The organism is Rhizobium leguminosarum, assembly GCF_001679785.1.
Classification (GTDB): domain Bacteria; phylum Pseudomonadota; class Alphaproteobacteria; order Rhizobiales; family Rhizobiaceae; genus Rhizobium; species Rhizobium leguminosarum_R.
In genome coordinates this window covers 538,843-555,967 of the sequence record NZ_CP016289.1, presented here as the reverse complement: position 1 = coordinate 555,967, position 17,125 = coordinate 538,843, and the positions used below count along the sequence as shown (strand labels likewise).

17 protein-coding genes are annotated in these 17,125 nt (G+C 60.4%); 12 read left to right on the top strand and 5 right to left on the bottom strand.

Annotation, left to right across the window (positions count from 1 at the left end):
* Positions 1-10: 10 nt before the first annotated feature.
* Positions 11-1,384 carry an MmgE/PrpD family protein gene (locus BA011_RS34135; RefSeq protein WP_065284104.1) on the top strand — a complete coding sequence of 458 codons (1,374 nt, stop codon included), beginning with the start codon at positions 11-13 and terminating at the stop codon, positions 1,382-1,384.
* Positions 1,385-1,450: 66 nt separating this feature from the next.
* On the opposite strand, the gene yghX is transcribed toward BA011_RS34135, so the two are convergent.
* On the bottom strand, positions 1,451-2,338 hold the full coding sequence (yghX, locus tag BA011_RS34130; protein ID WP_065284103.1) for a YghX family hydrolase: 888 nt from the start codon (positions 2,336-2,338) through the stop codon (positions 1,451-1,453).
* Between the two features lie 332 nt (positions 2,339-2,670).
* Here yghX and BA011_RS34125 point away from each other — a divergent pair, with 332 nt between their 5' ends.
* From BA011_RS34125 to BA011_RS34095, 7 genes are all read left to right on the top strand, one after another.
* Complete coding sequence (locus BA011_RS34125) at positions 2,671-3,828, top strand: Gfo/Idh/MocA family protein (RefSeq protein WP_065284102.1); 1,158 nt, start codon at positions 2,671-2,673, stop codon at positions 3,826-3,828.
* A 13-nt stretch (positions 3,829-3,841) separates the two neighbouring features.
* Positions 3,842-4,726, top strand: a complete 885-nt coding sequence (locus tag BA011_RS34120) for a carbohydrate ABC transporter permease (RefSeq protein WP_017958115.1) — start codon at positions 3,842-3,844, stop codon at positions 4,724-4,726.
* Positions 4,723-5,580 carry a carbohydrate ABC transporter permease gene (locus BA011_RS34115; RefSeq protein ID WP_003553169.1) on the top strand — a complete coding sequence of 286 codons (858 nt, stop codon included), beginning with the start codon at positions 4,723-4,725 and terminating at the stop codon, positions 5,578-5,580. Before BA011_RS34120 ends, BA011_RS34115 begins: the two co-directional genes overlap by 4 nt.
* 73 nt (positions 5,581-5,653) lie before the next feature.
* Positions 5,654-6,859: an ABC transporter substrate-binding protein gene (locus BA011_RS34110; protein ID WP_065284101.1), complete on the top strand. Its 1,206-nt coding sequence runs from the start codon at positions 5,654-5,656 to the stop codon at positions 6,857-6,859.
* 94 nt (positions 6,860-6,953) lie between these two features.
* Positions 6,954-8,087, top strand: coding sequence for an ABC transporter ATP-binding protein (locus BA011_RS34105; protein ID WP_065284100.1), 1,134 nt, complete (start codon positions 6,954-6,956; stop codon positions 8,085-8,087).
* Positions 8,088-8,229: 142 nt separating this feature from the next.
* Positions 8,230-8,607: a VOC family protein gene (locus BA011_RS34100; RefSeq protein WP_065284099.1), complete on the top strand. Its 378-nt coding sequence runs from the start codon at positions 8,230-8,232 to the stop codon at positions 8,605-8,607.
* 19 nt (positions 8,608-8,626) lie between these two features.
* The gene (locus BA011_RS34095) at positions 8,627-9,520 is read left to right on the top strand and encodes an arginase family protein (RefSeq protein WP_065284098.1); all 894 of its coding nucleotides are present in this window, start codon (positions 8,627-8,629) and stop codon (positions 9,518-9,520) included.
* Positions 9,521-9,583: 63 nt separating this feature from the next.
* Here the strand turns inward: BA011_RS34095 and BA011_RS34090 are convergent, their stop codons facing one another.
* From BA011_RS34090 to BA011_RS34075, 4 genes are all read right to left on the bottom strand, one after another.
* The gene (locus tag BA011_RS34090) at positions 9,584-10,168 is read right to left on the bottom strand and encodes a GNAT family N-acetyltransferase (RefSeq protein ID WP_186806613.1); all 585 of its coding nucleotides are present in this window, start codon (positions 10,166-10,168) and stop codon (positions 9,584-9,586) included.
* 282 nt (positions 10,169-10,450) lie between these two features.
* Positions 10,451-11,551, bottom strand: coding sequence for a D-TA family PLP-dependent enzyme (locus tag BA011_RS34085; protein WP_065284096.1), 1,101 nt, complete (start codon positions 11,549-11,551; stop codon positions 10,451-10,453).
* A complete protein-coding gene (locus BA011_RS34080) occupies positions 11,552-13,027 on the bottom strand; it encodes a M81 family metallopeptidase (protein WP_065284095.1) in 1,476 nt (491 codons plus the stop codon). It lies immediately after the preceding gene.
* A gap of 30 nt (positions 13,028-13,057) precedes the next feature.
* A complete protein-coding gene (locus tag BA011_RS34075; protein WP_065284094.1) occupies positions 13,058-13,540 on the bottom strand; it encodes a hypothetical protein in 483 nt (160 codons plus the stop codon).
* Between the two features lie 111 nt (positions 13,541-13,651).
* On the opposite strand from BA011_RS34075, the gene BA011_RS34070 reads away from it, so the two are divergent.
* From BA011_RS34070 to BA011_RS34055, 4 genes are all read left to right on the top strand, one after another.
* Entirely contained in the window at positions 13,652-14,041 is a 390-nt protein-coding gene (locus tag BA011_RS34070; RefSeq protein WP_012555064.1) for a RidA family protein, read from the top strand.
* A 21-nt stretch (positions 14,042-14,062) separates the two neighbouring features.
* The gene (locus BA011_RS34065; protein WP_065284093.1) at positions 14,063-14,926 is read left to right on the top strand and encodes a MurR/RpiR family transcriptional regulator; all 864 of its coding nucleotides are present in this window, start codon (positions 14,063-14,065) and stop codon (positions 14,924-14,926) included.
* Positions 14,927-14,951: 25 nt separating this feature from the next.
* Positions 14,952-15,728, top strand: a complete 777-nt coding sequence (locus BA011_RS34060; RefSeq protein WP_065284092.1) for an SDR family oxidoreductase — start codon at positions 14,952-14,954, stop codon at positions 15,726-15,728.
* Between the two features lie 163 nt (positions 15,729-15,891).
* Positions 15,892-17,091: an MFS transporter gene (locus BA011_RS34055; RefSeq protein ID WP_065284091.1), complete on the top strand. Its 1,200-nt coding sequence runs from the start codon at positions 15,892-15,894 to the stop codon at positions 17,089-17,091.
* Positions 17,092-17,125: the final 34 nt, after the last annotated feature.

The window sequence follows — 17,125 nt, the reverse complement described above, 5'->3', positions numbered from 1 at the left end:
ACTTTCGTCAATGGCCACCATTCTCCGGAAGATCGCGGAACAGCTCCTGTCGCGAACGACGTTCTCAGACCTCGCCATGGACCGGGCAAGAGATGCTGCGGTGGACACCATCGGCTGTATGATTGCAGGCAGGGGCGATGAAAGCGTTGCCGCGCTCACCCGCGCCTTCGACGGGGAAATCGCCGAAGGCGGCGCAGCTCGGCTCGTCACCGGCGGCTCCGCCTCGCCCTCTTTCGCCGCACTCATCAACGCAACGGCGGCTCATGCGCTCGATTTCGATGACAATTTCCATCCGGCGAGAGCTCATGCTTCCGCAGTGCTGGTGCCTGCGCTGCTGGCGGTTCTGACGAGCGGCAAGGCGACGAGCGGAAGACGGTTTCTCGAGGCCTACCTGGCCGGGCTGGAAGCGCAGGCGGCGGTCGGCTTCGGCGTCAATCCCTCTCACTACAACAGAGGCTGGCACGCAACGGCGACGGTCGGCGGCATCGGGGCTGCGGCTGGCGTGGCTCGGCTTCTCGGCGCCGACGAAGAAAGCCTAATCGCGGCGATGAGCCTGGCGACGAGCTTCGCCTGCGGCCCGAAAGGGCAATTCGGCACGACCGCCAAACCGCTTCATGCCGGCATTGCCGCGCGCAATGCCGTGGACGCGGCGCGCATGGCGCTGGCGGGCATGAGCGGGCGGCCGGATATCCTCGAGCGGCCGCAAGGCTTCCTCGATCTTTTCGGGGGCGATGATGCCAAGGGCTGGGAAGACCTGACATTCGACGAGGAGCATATCATCGAAAGCCGGGGCGTGGTGACCAAGCGCCATCCCTGCTGCGCCTCCACCCATCGCGCCATCGATGCGCTTCTGGAACTGAAGCAGGAGCATGGGCTTTTGGCGGACGACATTGCCAGGATCGAGACGAAAGTCGGCATATCCGCTGCTCGCAACCTCGCTTATCCCGAGCCCGCCGACGAGATGCAGGCACGCTTCTCAATGCAATATTGTCTGGCGACAGCTTTCCTCAAAGGCTCCCTTAGCCTTTCGGATTTTACACGGCGGGAGATTGGGCGAGCGGAAATTCGGGAGTTCATGCCGCGCGTCGAAATGCAGTCCTATTCAGCTGATGAGGAAAAAGGCGTGGAGCGCCTCCCGCATGTCGTCACGGTCACGATGCGCGCCGGGCGCATTTTGAAGAAGTTACGCTTGCATGCGAAGGGATCGCTCGAAGCGCCGATGAGCGTTCATGAACGCGAAGTCAAATTCATGGACTGCTTGCGCTGGGGAAATCGGAATGTATCCGACGCCTCTTTCCTGCAGCTTCGCAGGCTTGCCGATTCTGAAAACCTGTCCGGCGACGATCACTTCTGGAGCCTGATCGCGGACTGTCAGTCGCCTTGACAAGCCGCGGGACGGAAAAGCGGCGGGGAATGGCTCCCCGCCGCAGCTCGTTCAAATCCGGCCTTCTCAGGCGAGGTATTTCGTAAACCAGTCGACCGTCCGCTGCCAGGCGAGCTTGGCAGCCGCTTCGTCGTAGCGGGGCGTGGAATCATTGTGAAAGCCGTGATTGACGTCGGGATAGATATAGGCCTCGAATGTTTTTCCCGATGACTTCAGGGCAGCTTCATAGGCCGGCCAGCCTTCGTTGATCCCCTTGTCCAGACCGGCATAGTGGATAAGCAATGGCGCCTTGATCTTCGGCACGTCTTCGGGGCGCGGCTGCCTGCCGTAGAACGGCACGGCTGCGGCAAGCTCCGGATAGGCCACAGCCGCAGCGTTGGCGACGCCGCCGCCATAGCAGAAGCCGGTGATGCCGACCTTGCCTGTGGTGAGATCGTTGTTCATCAAAAATTCGACCGCCGCGAAGAAGTCGTTCATCAGCTTTTCTGGGTCGACTTTCTGCTGGAGTTCCCGCCCCTTTTCGTCGTTGCCAGGATAGCCTCCGACCGAGGTCAGGCCATCCGGCGCAAGAGCGATGAAACCCGCCTTTGCCACGCGCCGCGCCACATCTTCGATATAGGGGTTCAGACCTCTGTTCTCGTGAACGACCACCACGGCGGCGACTTTGCCGGTCGCGTTTTTGGGGCGGACGAGATAGCCGCGGACATCGCCATTTCCCTTTGGCGAGGGATAGGTGATGTATTCGGCTGATATATCGGGATCGGTGAACTCGACCTGGGTCGCCAGCGCATAGTCGGGGCTCAGCGATGAAAGAATGGCGGCTGCCGTAAGCCCGCCGACAGCGAATTTGCCGGCCCGGTCGAGAAACTCGCGCTTGGTAATTCTCCCATGCGCGTAGTAATCGTAGAGTTCGAGAAGTTCCTGGGGGAAATCCTTGGCTGTCATACGAGTCATGATGGCTCCTCCTTGCCTACAGGTTGTCGCGTCATCCTACACACGTAAACTCGCGGCTCTTTTCAACATTTCGCGAGTTCGGCGTGAGCTTGCCGGGGCGATCATCGGCTGCACCACAGTCGCTGAATTCGCCGCCCGCCTCGCCTTAAGAGATGCGCCCCATTCCCTCTAGCAATCGGCATCCGGTCGGCTGCAGCGAGCCATCGCCCGCCGGCTAGCGATCTATGAAAATTAATTTCATGCTTGCGCTTCGATGCCCGTTTTCTATTGACGCCTTCCGATTTTTGTCCCAACTTAAAGAAAATAAATTACTAAATGGGAACCTGATCGGCATGAAAGTGGGAATCATCGGGCTAGGATTCCGGCTCGGCTATCTCGGCTATGTTTTCAAGGCAATCGATAGCAGCTTCGACATTGTCGGCTATGTGGATCCGGAACCCGCCGGACTTCCCGGATTGACGGAAAAGGGAATTTCAGTCGGCAAGGCCTATGGTTCGCCGGAAGAGCTCCTCGCCTCCGAAAAACTCGATCTGCTGATGATCGGCTCCCCCAATCACCTGCATCTCGATCATATCAGGCTCGGGCTTCAAGCCGGTCTCAAGGTCTTCTGCGAAAAGCCGATCGTCACGACGATCGCCGAAAGCATCGAGCTTGCCCATCTGATGGCAAAATTCGGCCATGAGCGACTGATGGTCGGTCTCGTGCTGCGCTATTCTCCTCTTTACAAGGATCTCCGCGCCATCCAGGCGGAGGGCAAGCTTGGCCAGATCGTGTCGATCGAGGCGTCCGAACATATCGAGCCCTATCACGGCGCCTTCTTCATGCGCGACTGGCGCCGCTATGAGCGCTATTCCGGCAGCTTCATGCTGGAGAAATGCTGCCACGACCTCGATCTCTATAATGGTGTCGTCGGCGCGCGGCCGGAGCGCGTCGCAAGTTTCGGCGGCCGCAAGAGCTTCATCCCGGCAAACGACCCGGCGCGCGAGGGCATCAACGACCTCGAGCTTTTCCACCGCAAGCCGAGCGGATGGATGGGCTCGGACAAGGTCTTCGACAGCGATGCCGACATCATCGACTATCAGGTGGCGATCGTCGAATATGCCAATGGCGTCGGCATGAACTTCCACACCAATCTCAACGTGCCCGACCAGTTCCGCCGTTTCGCCATCATGGGATCGCGCGGCATGGCCGAAGGCGATTTCGTTCGCGGCTATCTCGACGTTCACGAACAGCTGACCGGCAATAAGGTGGTCGAAAACAAATATGCCGCCACCGAGCTCTCCCAGCACTACGGCGCCGATGAACAGATGGCGAGCGACCTGCTTGAAAGCGTGCGCACCGGGCTCGAACTTCCTGTTTCCACCCTGAACGCGCTCGAGGCCGGCATCCTCGCCTTGGCGATGGACGAAGCGAGGATGAAGAAAACGGTCGTCGATCTCAGACCCGTCTGGGACCGCTTCGACGAAGCCCTTCACGCGAGAGCGGCTTGAGGAGGGCGGCAAGATGAGTGTTCAAAGAAGCACCTTCATCTTCGCTTGCATTCTTCTTCTTCCGGCTGTGCTCTATGTTCTGGCGATCGTCGCCTATCCGCTGGTCGATACCTTCATTCTCTCCTTCACCGACGCGTCCCTCAGGAAGACCACCAACTGGGTCGGCTGGGCCAATTACGAGAAGATCTTCAATGAACGGTTTGCGGAAGTGATCATCCGCACCTTCGTCTGGACCTTCTTCTCCGTTGCCCTGAAAATGGTGATCGGCACGTTCGGCGCATGCATGCTGAATGCCGCGGTTCCCGGCCGCTCCTTGTTCCGGCTTTTGACCATGCCGCCGTGGATCGTGCCGATGGCGATCGGCATCTTCATGTGGGGCTGGATGTATAATGGCCAGTTCGGGATGATATCGGGCCTGTTGCAGCGCTTCGGTCTCGTCGACGGACCGGTCGCCTTCCTCGCCTACGGAAGCACCGCCTTCTGGGCAACGATCATCACCGACGTATGGATCGGCGTGCCGCTGGTGACGATCTACTTCCTGGCGGCGATCCAATCCATTCCGAAGGATCTCTACGAGGCCGCCTGGACCGACGGCGCCGGCCGCTGGTACCGCTTCCGCCGCATCACGCTGCCGCTGATGGTGCCGGCGATCATCACCATGTCGATGCTCTCGCTGATCGCCACCTTCAACTCGTTCGACATCATCTGGATCCTGACGCAGGGCGGACCGAGCGGCGAGACGACGACGATGATCATCGATACCTATCAGACCGCGATCGGCTCGAAGAAATACGGTGAAGGTGCAGCGCGCGCCGTTTTGATCTGCATCTTCCTGTCGCTCTTCTGCTTCGCCTATTTCCGCGTCACCCGCCGCCTCAATCCGGAGAAACGCGCATGAGCAATGCAGCCATGATCGACCGTTACCGCTGGTGGGAAATCATCCTGATCTATTGCGGCATTGCGCTGTTTCTTTTCTTCGTTCTGTCGCCCTTCGTCGAAGGTTTCCTGGTTTCGCTGAAGCCGCTCAGCCAGCTCTTCTCCTCGCCCTATCGCTTCTGGCCGGAGAACGGCTCCTTCGAAGCCTACCGGACGATGTGGATCAGCGTGCCGGGCTTCGGGCGCTATATCTTCAACTCGTTCTTCATCTCGATCATCGTCACGCTGATTGTGCTCTGCCTCGTCATTCCGGCGGCCTATGCCTTCGCGAAATTCGAATTCAGGGGCATGGGCATCCTGCTCGGCGCCTTCCTGACGGTGAACATGTTCTCCGGCGCCGTGCTGTTGATCCCGCTCTTTCGGTTGATGCGCAGCATCGGCGTGCTCAACACCTATCTCGCCATGATCGTGCCGGGCGTCGCCTTCCTGATCCCCTCGGCGATCTGGCTGCTGCGCACCTACATGATCCGTATTCCGCAGGAACTCAACGAAGCGGCCTACATGGATGGCGCCAGCCATTTCTACACGCTGCGCCGGGTCATCCTGCCCATTGCGATGCCGGGGATTATCGTCGTCGCCATCACCACCTTCATCGGCGCCTATGCCCAGCAATTCATCTTCGCGCTGACGTTCAACTCGAAGACCGAATACATGCCCTTGCCGGTGGGGCTCTTTGCTTACTTCGGCAAGCAGGAGGTCATCTGGAACGAACTGATGGCGGCTTCCTTCGTCGGTATCGCGCCGGCGATGGTCGTCATCTTCTTCCTTCAGCGCTACCTTGTCGGCGGGCTGACCGCCGGTGCGGTGAAACAATAAGACCAAAAAACGAGTGAACAGCTAACACAAGAATGGGAGTCACGACGTGAGCATATCAATCAAGACAGGCCTTATGGCGCTCGCCCTGCTCGGTTCGACGGCACTGACCGCCGTCACTGCCCAGGCGGCCGACAAGGAAATCAGCTGGATCTATTGCGGCGACACGATCGACCCGGTCCACACTAAATACATCAAGCAATGGGAAGAAAAGAACACAGGCTGGAAGGTCGCCCCCGAGGTCGTCGGCTGGGCGCAGTGCCAGGACAAGGCAACGACGCTTGCTGCCGCCGGCACGCCGGTGGCGATGGCCTATGTCGGCTCGCGCACGCTGAAGGAATTCGCGCAGAACGACCTGATCGTTCCGGTGCCGATGACGGACGAGGAGAAGAAGACCTACTATCCGAACATCGTCAACACCGTGACCTTCGAGGGCACGCAGTGGGGCGTTCCGATCGCTTTTTCCACCAAGGCGCTTTACTGGAACAAGGATCTTTTCAAGCAGGCAGGCCTCGATCCCGAGACGCCGCCGAAGACCTGGGCTGAAGAAATCGAGATGGCAAAGACCATCAAGGAAAAGACCGGCATTCCGGGCTTCGGTCTCTCCGCCAAGACCTTCGACAACACGATGCACCAGTTCATGCATTGGGTTTACACCAACAACGGCTCGGTGATCGATGCCGATGGCAAGGTCACGCTCGACAGCCCGCAGATTCTCGCCGCGCTGAAGGCCTACAAGGATATCGTCCCCTACTCCGAAGAAGGCCCGACGGCCTATGAGCAGAACGAAGTCCGCGCGATCTTCCTCGACGGTAAGGTTGCCATGATCCAGGCCGGCTCGGGTGCCGCCGACCGCTTGAAGGCGACGAAAATCAGCTGGGGTATCACGACGCTGCCGCTCGGCCCCGACGCCAAGGGGCCCGGCACGCTGCTGATCACCGACAGCCTGGCGATCTTCAAGGGTTCGGGTGTCGAGGACAAGGCGATGGAATTCGCCAAGTTCATCACCTCGCCGGATGTGCAGTCCGAATATGAACTGCAGGGCGGCGCCGGCCTCACACCGCTGCGTCCGTCGCCCAAGGTCGATGAATTTGTCGCCAAGGATCCGCACTGGAAGCCTTTGATCGAAGGCATCAGCTACGGCGGCCCGGAGCCGCTCTTCACCGACTATAAAGGCTTCCAGAACTCGATGATCGAGATGATCCAATCCGTCGTGACGGGTAAGGCCGAGCCGGAGGCCGCGCTCAAGAAGGCTGCGGGCGAAATCGAAGCCTTCAAATAAGCCCCTCGGGCTCTCTGGGATCGCGGGGTATGATATCCGCGATCCCTTCCCTGACGATGAACGCGCGACCAAGGCCGCCGGTGGAGACAGATTTTTGGGACAGCTCCTTCTCAACAAAGTTCAGAAATTCTATGGCGACTACGAAGTTCTGAAGGGCGTGCAGCTCGAGGTGCGGAACGGCGAGTTCGTCGTTTTCGTCGGACCGTCGGGCTGCGGCAAGTCCACGCTCTTGCGCATGATCGCAGGTCTCGACGCGACGACCGCCGGCGACATCGTCATTAATGGCGTCAGGGTCAACGACCTGCCGCCGGTCAAGCGCGGCATCGCCATGGTGTTCCAGTCCTACGCGCTTTATCCGCACATGACGGTCTTCGAGAACATCGCCTTTCCGCTTCGGGTCGAAAGGATGGAAGAGGAAAAGCTCAAGGCCAAGGTGGAGAACGCGGCGCGCATCCTTCACCTCGAACAGCGGCTGCAGCAGAAACCCGGCATGCTGTCCGGCGGCCAGCGCCAGCGCGTCGCGATCGGCCGCGCCATCGTGCGCGAACCGAAGATATTCCTGTTCGACGAGCCGCTTTCCAACCTCGACGCAGCACTTCGCGCCGACATGCGTATCGAGCTTGCCAAGCTGCACAGGCAGTTGAAGGCGACGATGATCTATGTGACGCACGACCAGGTCGAGGCGATGACCATGGCCGATCGCATCGTCGTGCTGGATTCCGGTGACATCTCCCAGACGGGCGCGCCGCTGGAGCTTTATCACAAGCCCGCAAACCAGTTCGTCGCCGGCTTCATCGGCAATCCGAAAATGAATTTTCTTCCCGTGACCTGCAAGGGCGTCAGCGCCAATGGCGTCGAGGTGGAATATCAAGGCCAGACAGCCGTTCTGCCCGTGACGCCGCGTGACGGCATGGCCGGCAAGGCTTTGACGCTCGGCATCCGGCCGGAGCATATCCAGCTTGGCGGCGGCGATATCGTCTTTACCGTGACCCCGACAGTCATCGAGCGCCTCGGGGCAAATACGGTCGCCTACGCCTCGCTCAACGGAGAGTCCGAGAATTTCTGCGCCATGCTGCCGGGCAGCGTTGGCATCCGTGCGGACGCGCCTGTCGCGACCGGCATCAATGCCGCAGATTGCCACCTCTTCGACGAGGCGGGCATAGCTTTCGAGCGGCGCGTTGAGCTGACCGAAATCGATATGAACGTGATCAACCCGACGGCGGCTTGAACCGACTGGCTCCGTTTCAGTGGTTTGTCCTGCCAGGGATCGGTTCCGGGGAGGAAATGACACGCGAGGCGATTGCAAACAACGGTTTGAGGGAACAATGACCAAAAGCTGCCGTTAGGGGACAAGGCTAGCGGAGGTAGTCGTGATCCACCATGTCTCGGTTGGGACGAATGATGTTGCGCGTTCGAAGCGCTTCTACGACGCCGTTTTACCCATCGTCGGAATTGTGCCGATGGCCGAGGACGAGGGTGGACTTGGTTACGGCAGTGGTACGTTTCATTTCAGCGTCCAGGTTCCGATTGATGGAAAACCAGCGACCGTGGGCAATGGCACTCATATCGCCTTTGCTGTCGAGGACCGTTCGATGGTCAATCAATTTTACGCAGCAGCACTAAAATATGGCGGCAGCGACGATGGCGCTCCGGGCCTGCGGCCGAGTTATGATGCGAACTATTATGGAGCGTTCGTCCGCGATCCGGACGGTCACAAGATCGAGGCCGTGACCTACTCCGCAAAATGACTCGCTAACGGAGCCGCGCATGCCGACCCTTCCCTATGCAATTCTCGAAGCCCCCTCTACGCTGGGCTTGGCGACCGACGGTGTGGAGCGCTTGCCTGGCCAGCTCTTGGGCCTCGGACTTGCGGAGCGCATCCATGCGCACCGCGCCGAGCGGCTGGCGGTGCCTCCGAAGGACCCTATGCCCGATCCCGAGACCGGTATCCTGAATGCCAGGGCAATCGCGGCGTGGTCGCCCAAGCTCGCCGACGCGGTGGAAGCGGTGCTTGACGCGGGCAGATTTCCGGTTGTACTCGGCGGCGATTGCACGATCCTGATGGGCTCGATGCTCGCGTTTCGACGGCGCGGCCGCTACGGCCTGTTCTTCATCGACGGCAACGCCGATTTCTTTCAGCCCGAGGCGGAACCCAATGGTGAGGGCGCCTCGATGGATCTTGCCTTGGTCACCGGCCACGGCCCGTCGCTCCTGACCGACATTGAAGGTCGCGGTCCTTTGGTCCGTCCCGAAGACGCCGTCGCGTTCGCATATCGCGATCATAACGATCAGGAGGAGTACGGAAGCCAGCCGCTTCCCAAAGAGCTCAAGGCGATTGACCTTCCCGCCGTGCGCGCGATGGGCATCGAGGCCGCCGCGCGCGAAGCGGTCGACCACCTGACGCGAGAGGAATTGGACGGCTTCTTCATCCATCTCGACGCCGATTGCCTCGATGACGGCATCATGCCGGCTGTCGATTTCCGCGTGCCGGGCGGGTTATCGTGGGACGAGCTAGAAACCGCGCTTCGGGTTGCCTTGGCGAGTGGCAAGGCAGTCGGTATCGAGATCACCATCTACAATCCGCGCCTTGATGAGGACGGCAGCGCCGGGCGCGGCCTGGCCGACGTACTAGCCGCAGCGCTCGGAACAGCAGCGCACTGAACACGTGAGCACGTTTGTTTGCCGGCGCAGACACACTCCGAACGCAGACTTTGGGTTAGTAGCTCAACGCGGCCGCCGCAGCATCGGGACGAGCGTCGGCGACGAACCGACCTGGATCGCGCCGAGCGGTTCGAAGCCGTAGCGTCGGTAGAACGGAATGTTGCGCGGGTTCGAGGATTCCAAATAGGCTGGCGCGTGATCGCGATCGCACCGTGCGAGTGCGTACGCCATCAAGACGTCACCGTGACCTTTGCCTTGATGCGCCGGGTCGACGCCGATCAGGGGCAGGTACCAATGTGGTTCCGTTGGGTGGTACGTGGCCATCTGCTCGAATATGGCCGCGGTTTCGGGGGCAAGAGCGGGCGCAACCGTGCTCTCGAGCACCGCACCAAGCCCTTCCTCGTCGGAATGCACCCCGGGCGATAGCCACAGCGCCGTCCCGGCGTAGCCGTCGGTGCAAAAGGCGCTTCCGTTAGAGAATGCGCTGCTCCCGAACGCCCGGATCATTCGCGGCATGGCCGCAAGGTACTGGTGTGCATGCGGCCAGGTCCATCGCGCCATAGGATCCGCTGCAAACGCCAACATGACCGTTTCGACCGCCAAAACTTCCTCGGCCGCGGCCATAACTCTCACTGTTGGCGATTTCACATGGCCCTCCTGACGTAGGTGGTCCGACGCAGCGACCGCGCCGGTTCTCAGCTACGCATCGTAACCCGGATGGCGTGAGAGCGATACAGGTTGCTGCTGGCTCAGCGGTTCCGGATTCGCTTCGGTCCATTCTGGCCTTCGGACATGGACATTTTACCTCAGAGATGCAACTGGCGTCGGCCCGCTTGGGAGTGAACGTCTTTAGGTGGGGGTAACCACTGCAGTCCAGAATAAATGGCCTTCGGCGATCAGGGCCATTTCGCCCTCAATCGGAAGCGGCTCCTACCAAACGAGGCCGCGGGCGGCGACTTCTTCGACGCGGGTGACGATGCCGCCCCGATGGAAGACCATCGTATCGAACAGGTTGGAGACCACGCAGGTGTGGTTCGGGATGATGAAGAGCTTCTGGCCGATTTGCGGCCGGGGGCCGGCACAATTCGACAGGTCGATCACGCCGTGTTCTTCCGAGAGGCTGCTGATCCGCGCCTCGGGATAACCGACGATCAGGCCGTAATCGCTAAAACCCTGAAGATCCGAGGTCAACGCCTTCGACCCGGCATCGATGACGGCGCGATCGGCGTTTGGCCGTGACACGACGGTCGCCAGCACGTGCATCGCGCAATCGTCCTCGGTGCAATGGCCCATGCGCACCATCTGGCGATCATTATAGATATAGGTGCCGGCGCGGTGTTCCGTGGCTGAGGTGACGAGATGCGCCTCGAAGAGGCTTGGCGTTCCGCCATTGCTGACGATCGGGCAGGTTATGCCTTCCGTTTTCAGCTGTTTCAGCGTTTCGGCGATGAAGGCTTCCACGGCGGCGGCCGATTGCGGCTTCGGATAGGTCACGATGCCGCCGAAGGTGAGGCCATCGGCAGCGGCGATGCGCCTGGCGAGCGAGGCCGCCTCACCCGGTGTCTGCACGCCGCAGCGGCCGCCGCCGGTATCGCATTCGACCAGCACGTTCAGCGGCTTGTGGCCGGAGAAATGCGCCGCGAGCCCGTCGACCGTCACTTCGCTGTCGGCGACGACCTTGAGGGCCGAAATTCTCTCGTTCAACTTGGCCAGCCGCTCGATCTTCTGCGGTCCGAGGATATTGAAGGTGATGAGGATATCCTCGAAGCCGGCTTCGGCAAAGACTTCGGCTTCCGTCACCTTCTGGCAATTGATGCCCTTGGCGCCCGCGGCAACCTGCACGACGGCGAGAGCCGGGATCTTGTGCGTCTTGATATGCGGGCGGAAGTTCAGCCCGTGCTGATCCATATAGGATTGAACGCGGTCTATGTTTGCCGCCAGCCTGTCTTCGTCGATCACAGGACGCGGCGTCGAGAGATCGGCGATCCTGTCACCTGCCTTGGCGATGACGGCAAACCTGTTGTCATGCATCTAGGCGGCTCCGCGTTCTGGTCCGTGTGGATCGGCGACGATCGGCCATATGGTCTTCGGTGCCCGCCGGTATGGTGTCGTCGCCGGATTATTGGGATAGGGCGTTCCGGCAGAGCAGTAAAGGATCTCGGCCGCGATCTTCGAGAAGGACGCGAAGAAGTGGTTGGTGGATTTGATCACCAGGATCTTCTGCCTTGCGGGGTCGATGCCCATCGACGAAAAAAGGCTCGGATCGAAGCTTTGAGCGCGTGTCGAATTGAGGATGATGTCGATGCCGTCAAGCACGATATGTGCGGCGTCGCCGAAAGGTGCGAGGCTCTCGCCGAACTGCATCTCGGCATTCTTCACCAGCTTGACGACCTTGACGGTACCGTCGACGGGATTGCCGGTGCCGGGCGCCGACTTGGCGCCGAAGCGCAGCGGAATTTCCGCCCCCTCGCCCGCCGCAAAACAGATCTGGACGGCCACCGGATCCCAGATGGTGCCGATCGCGGCACTCGTGACGCCGCGGGCGATCAGCTCTCCGAGGATGACCGTCGCATCTCCTGCGGTGCCGCCACCGGGATTATCCCAGACATCGGCGATGACAACAGGCCATGCGGTGGCAGTCATCGCGCGTGAGACGGCTTCCTTCTCGTCGATCTGCGGGACCATGAAGGTGCCGCGCTTCGAAAACAGTTCGAGACCGAGTTCGCGCGCCAAAGCCGCGCCCTTTGCCGGTCTATTGTCCGTCACGACAAGCAGCTTCGTTCCCATTTCGGGAACGTCGCCTACCATGAAGCCGTGGATCACCGAGATCGACAGGACATCCGGATCATCCTTCTCGATCTGCATGATCTTGTCGACGAAGGAACGCATGGGCTCGCGCGATGTCGGGAAGACGTCGATCATTCGGCAGTCGAACACCGACATATCAGGCTTGATCCGCCCTTCGAGCGTTTCGACCGCGATGCGCCAGAGATCCTCGGCACGGTCGACGAAGTCCGTGTGCGGAAACTCCTTGAAATAGACAGCGAAATTGAGAGCGGCGACACGTTTTGCCGTGAGATGGCTGTGCGGATCGAGTTCGGCGCAGATGAGGACATCGGGCCCGACGATCTCGCGGATGCGCGAGAGAAGATCGCCTTCGGTATCCTCGTATCCGGCGGCCACCATGGCGCCGTGCAGGCCCATGACAACGGCGTCGACCGGCATTGCCGCGCGGAGCTGCTCGAGGATTTCGTCACGCAGTTCCTCGTAGGTCGCCCGGTTGACGAGGCCTGCGGGGTCGGCCCAGGTGGCGGTTCCCTCAATCAGTTCCCAACCCTTTTCTCGGGTGACGCGCCTTCCGACGGTGATCGGCGCAGTGCACAGCGTCGGCGTTTCTGGATGTTGACCGGGGGGCGCATAAAGCGAGGCTTCGAATGCGCGGCGATCCACGCAGATCGGGGAAAAGGTGTTGGTCTCGGTCGCCAGTGCCGCCGTGAAAATGCGCAAGTAAGTCGCCTTCGTGTTGTCGGCTCTGCTTTACCCCATCGGGTTCGGCAGGTAGCCGGTGAAACCTGAGATTTTCCAGCGCCCTTGGTGAAGCCTGCAGTAATAGAGCGTCTGCCATTGCAGGACGTCCCGGGTATCGTCGCTCTTGGTAATGCCGCCGTCGAATTTCTTGCGAACGAGGGCCATTTCGCCCTCGATTTCGATATCCTCAAGCGTCGTCGTGGTGAAGATCGCCGTGCGCGCGTCTTCTGCGAAACTCTGCTCGGCGAAATCCTTTGCCTGCCTCAGCCATTCCTGGCGATAGGCCGACAGCGTCGGAAATGCCAGACGCCACCTGTCGGGGCTGACCTGCTTCTGGGCATCGATACCGATAAAGCCCTCTTCGACGAAGTCATGTTCCACCATCGACCAATCGGCCGCCAGAAACGCATCGATATCGCGCGGGACGAGCATTTCCCAGATGGCATGCCGGGCGCCGTCTGACGGGAAAGGATTCTGGAAAGGATCGCGCATATCAGCCCCGGATTGAAATTCTTTTCATAAATGGTGTTTTTCTCTGGTCAAATTCTGCTTTCTATGGTCACTTGTCAACTTATCAAGAAAATAATTTGCAAGGACTCCAGCATGCCGATCAAGCGCTATGGCACTGTTCAAACGGGCGCCGGCGGCAAGGCGCTGCCTTTCGCACGTGCGGTCGAAGCCGACGGATGGCTGTATGTTTCCGGCCAGGTTGCGATGGAAGATGGCGAAATCATCGACGGCAACATCATTGCTCAGACCCACAAGACGATTGCCAATGTCCTGGCGATCCTCGATGAGGCCGGATATGGCGTCGAGGACGTCGTGCGCGTCGGCGTCTGGCTCGATGATCCGCGCGATTTCTGGACCTTCAATAAAATCTATCAGGAGTACTTCGGCGAACACCCGCCGGCACGCGCCTGTGTGCAATCGTCGATGATGGTTGATTGCAAGGTTGAGATCGACTGCGTGGCCTATAAGAAGAAGGATGGATAGAGAACCATCGGGGGGACGGGCTTGGATATCTTTTCAACGCTGCAGGAAGACAAGGGTCGGCTCTCTCCCTCCGAGAGCCGCATCGCGGAGATTATCGTCAACGACTTCGAGTTTGCCGTGAATGCCTCGATCATCGAGCTCGCGGAACGGGCCGAGGTATCGCCGCCAACCGTTACCCGCTTTTGCCGGCGGCTCGGTTGCGAGAGCTTTTCCGACTTCAAGGTGCAGCTTGCCCGCACCGCCCATATCGGCGTTCGTTATCTGAAACCGGAATCGAAAAGCACCGATCCGGCCGATGTCGTCCAGGATATCATCACCAAGGCCCAGAACGCGCTCTTTCTCCTGCATCGGTCGCTCGATCTTGCCGCGATCGAAGCCGCCGTTTCGCATATCGCCAAGGCCGATATGATCTATGCGTTCGGGTCGGGCGGCAATTCGTCGATGATCGCCGACGAACTGCAGAACCGGCTCTTCCGTCTCGGGCTTCGCATCACGGCAAGTTCCGACCACAGCATGCAGCTGATGATGGCTGCCGCGGCAAGGCCCGGTGACGTGTTGATCGGCTCGTCCTTCTCAGGGCGCAATATGGAGCTGGTGCGGGCCTTCGAGCTTGCCCGCCAGACCAAGGTGAAGACGATCGCGCTCACCCAGACGGACAGCCCGGTTGCCAAGGCCGCCGAAATCGTCGTGCCGATCGATCTTCCCGAGGGCCACAATATCTATCGCCCGACCTCGACGCGGATCGCCTACATCGCGACGATCGATATCCTGTCGAGCCTGGTCGCCTATGCCGTTCAGCCGAAGGCGACGACCACGCTTCGGCGTATCAAGCAGCAGCTTGTCATTCACCGTGACGGCGACGACCGGCAATTGCTTGGAGATTGAGGTTCATGAACGGGAGCGACGGAAAATGACGCAGTCGATAGCCATCGTTACCGGCGCTGCCGGCGATATCGGCGCAGCGATCGCCGCACGGCTCGCCGATGACCACGACGTCGTGTTGCTCGCCGACATCGATGCGGAGGCTGCGGCTGCCGTGGCCGCGAAACTCGGACCGGGCAATCGCTTCGTCGCCGTCGAATGCGATGTAACCAGCGAGACGAGCATTGCGGAATTGGCAAGACGCGCCGCCGACGTCGGCGTGGTTCGAACCCTGGTCAACAATGCGGGTGCTGCCCGCGCGACCAGCCTGCACGACACGACGCCCGAGATCTGGCGGGCGGACAATGCGCTTAATCTCGAAGCGGCATTCTTATGTTTCCGCGCATTCGAACCCATGCTGAAGGCCTCGAAGGGTTCCGTCGTCAACATCGCCTCGGTCAACGGCATGCATGTCTTCGGGCACCCGGCCTATAGCGTCGCCAAGGCAGGCCTTCTGCATTTCACCCGGCTGGTTGCCGTGGAATACGGCAAGTTCGGCATCCGGTCCAACGCCGTCGCACCCGGCACGGTGAAGACGCAGGCCTGGGAGGCACGCGCGGCAGCCAATCCGAATGTTTTCGAGGAAGCACGCCGCTGGTATCCGCTGCAGCGCGTTGTCGATCCGAAAGATGTTGCCAATGCCGTGGCCTTCCTTGCCGGTCCCCTGGCCGCAGCGATATCAGGCGTCTGCCTGCCTGTCGATTGCGGCCTCACGGCCGGCCAGGCCGAACTCGCGCGAACCTTCTCGCAATCGGAACATTACTGAAACCTAGAGCGGTTCAACTTTTTCATGGAAGCGCAGAACCGCTCTAACTTTTTGTTTTACGCAATTCCGGACGAAAAACCGCTTCGCACTTTCCCTGGAATTGCTCCAGAGGAAGACGAGAGGAGCGGGTTGTGAAGCCGGCTTACTTCTGATCGATGACCGCATGAGCCGACTTTTTCCCGACGTCTTCCGTAATCCGGCGATCCGAGCAAGCATGATCGCCATTTTCACCTTCGGAATGGCGGGGGCGATGACCGCCCCCTATCGTTCGGTCGTGGGTATCCGCGAATTGGGCTTGAGCGACGGTCTCTATTCCTTCCTGAGTTTCGTCTCGGCAGCGGTGAACGTCGTCATCAGCATCCTGCTCGGCAATCTCGCCGACCGGCTTGGCGAGTACCGGTCGACGATGATCGGCGCCTGCCTGTTTGGCATCGTCGGCTACGGCATGGTCTACGCGTTTCCGACTGCGGCCATATTCGTCATCAGCGGGTTGCTGCCGCTGCCGATCTACGGGGCGCTGAACTCGCTGCTGTTTGCCAATGCGCGCGCGGCGATGCACGGCATGAACCGAAGCGACATGGTGACGGCCAACTCCGGCGTGCGCGCCATGATCTCGCTATCCTGGGTGCTGATCCCAGGGATAACCGGCCTGCTGCTGTCTGGCGCATCGAGCATGCTGCCGGCCTACCTCTTTGCCAGCATCTCCTGTCTGCTCTGCCAGGGGATCATCGTTTTCGCCCTGCCGAAGCGGGCGGGAACGGAGATGGCAGCAGTTCATCATCTCAGTTATCTCGGCGCGCTTCGCCAGGTGGTTTCGCCGCGCATCTCGGCGCATATTTGCGGGGTGGCGCTGATCACCAGCACACTGCATCTCAATGACGCCCTTCTGCCATTGATCGCCACTGGTGCTGCGCATGGCAGGCTGAGTGACGTCGGCATTCTCGTCGGCATCGTCGCATTGCTGGAGGTCGTCTTCATCATCGTCTGGTCGCGGATCGCGCGGAAGGCCGGCCAGATGACGGCGCTTGCTGCCGGTACCATCATCTATGCCGTGTTCCTCAGCCTGCTCGGCTTTGCCTCTGAGCCGTGGCACCTCTATGCGCTCACCTTGCTTGCCGGCATCGGAGCGTCGGCGATCATCAGCATTCCGATCACCTATCTGCAGGATCTGATCGCCGACCGGCCGGGCCTCGGCAGCGCACTGATCTCCGTCAATATCTTTGCCAGTGCCGGGATCGGCGCGCTGATCTTTGCCGCCGGCACCTTTGTGACTGGTTATTCGGGAACCGCGATCCTCAGCGCCGTCACCGGATTGGCGGGGATAGCGATCATCGGCCTCCTGCATAGAGGCAAAGCCCGCTAGTCGACAGCATTAGCAAATGGGACGTGACGAAGAA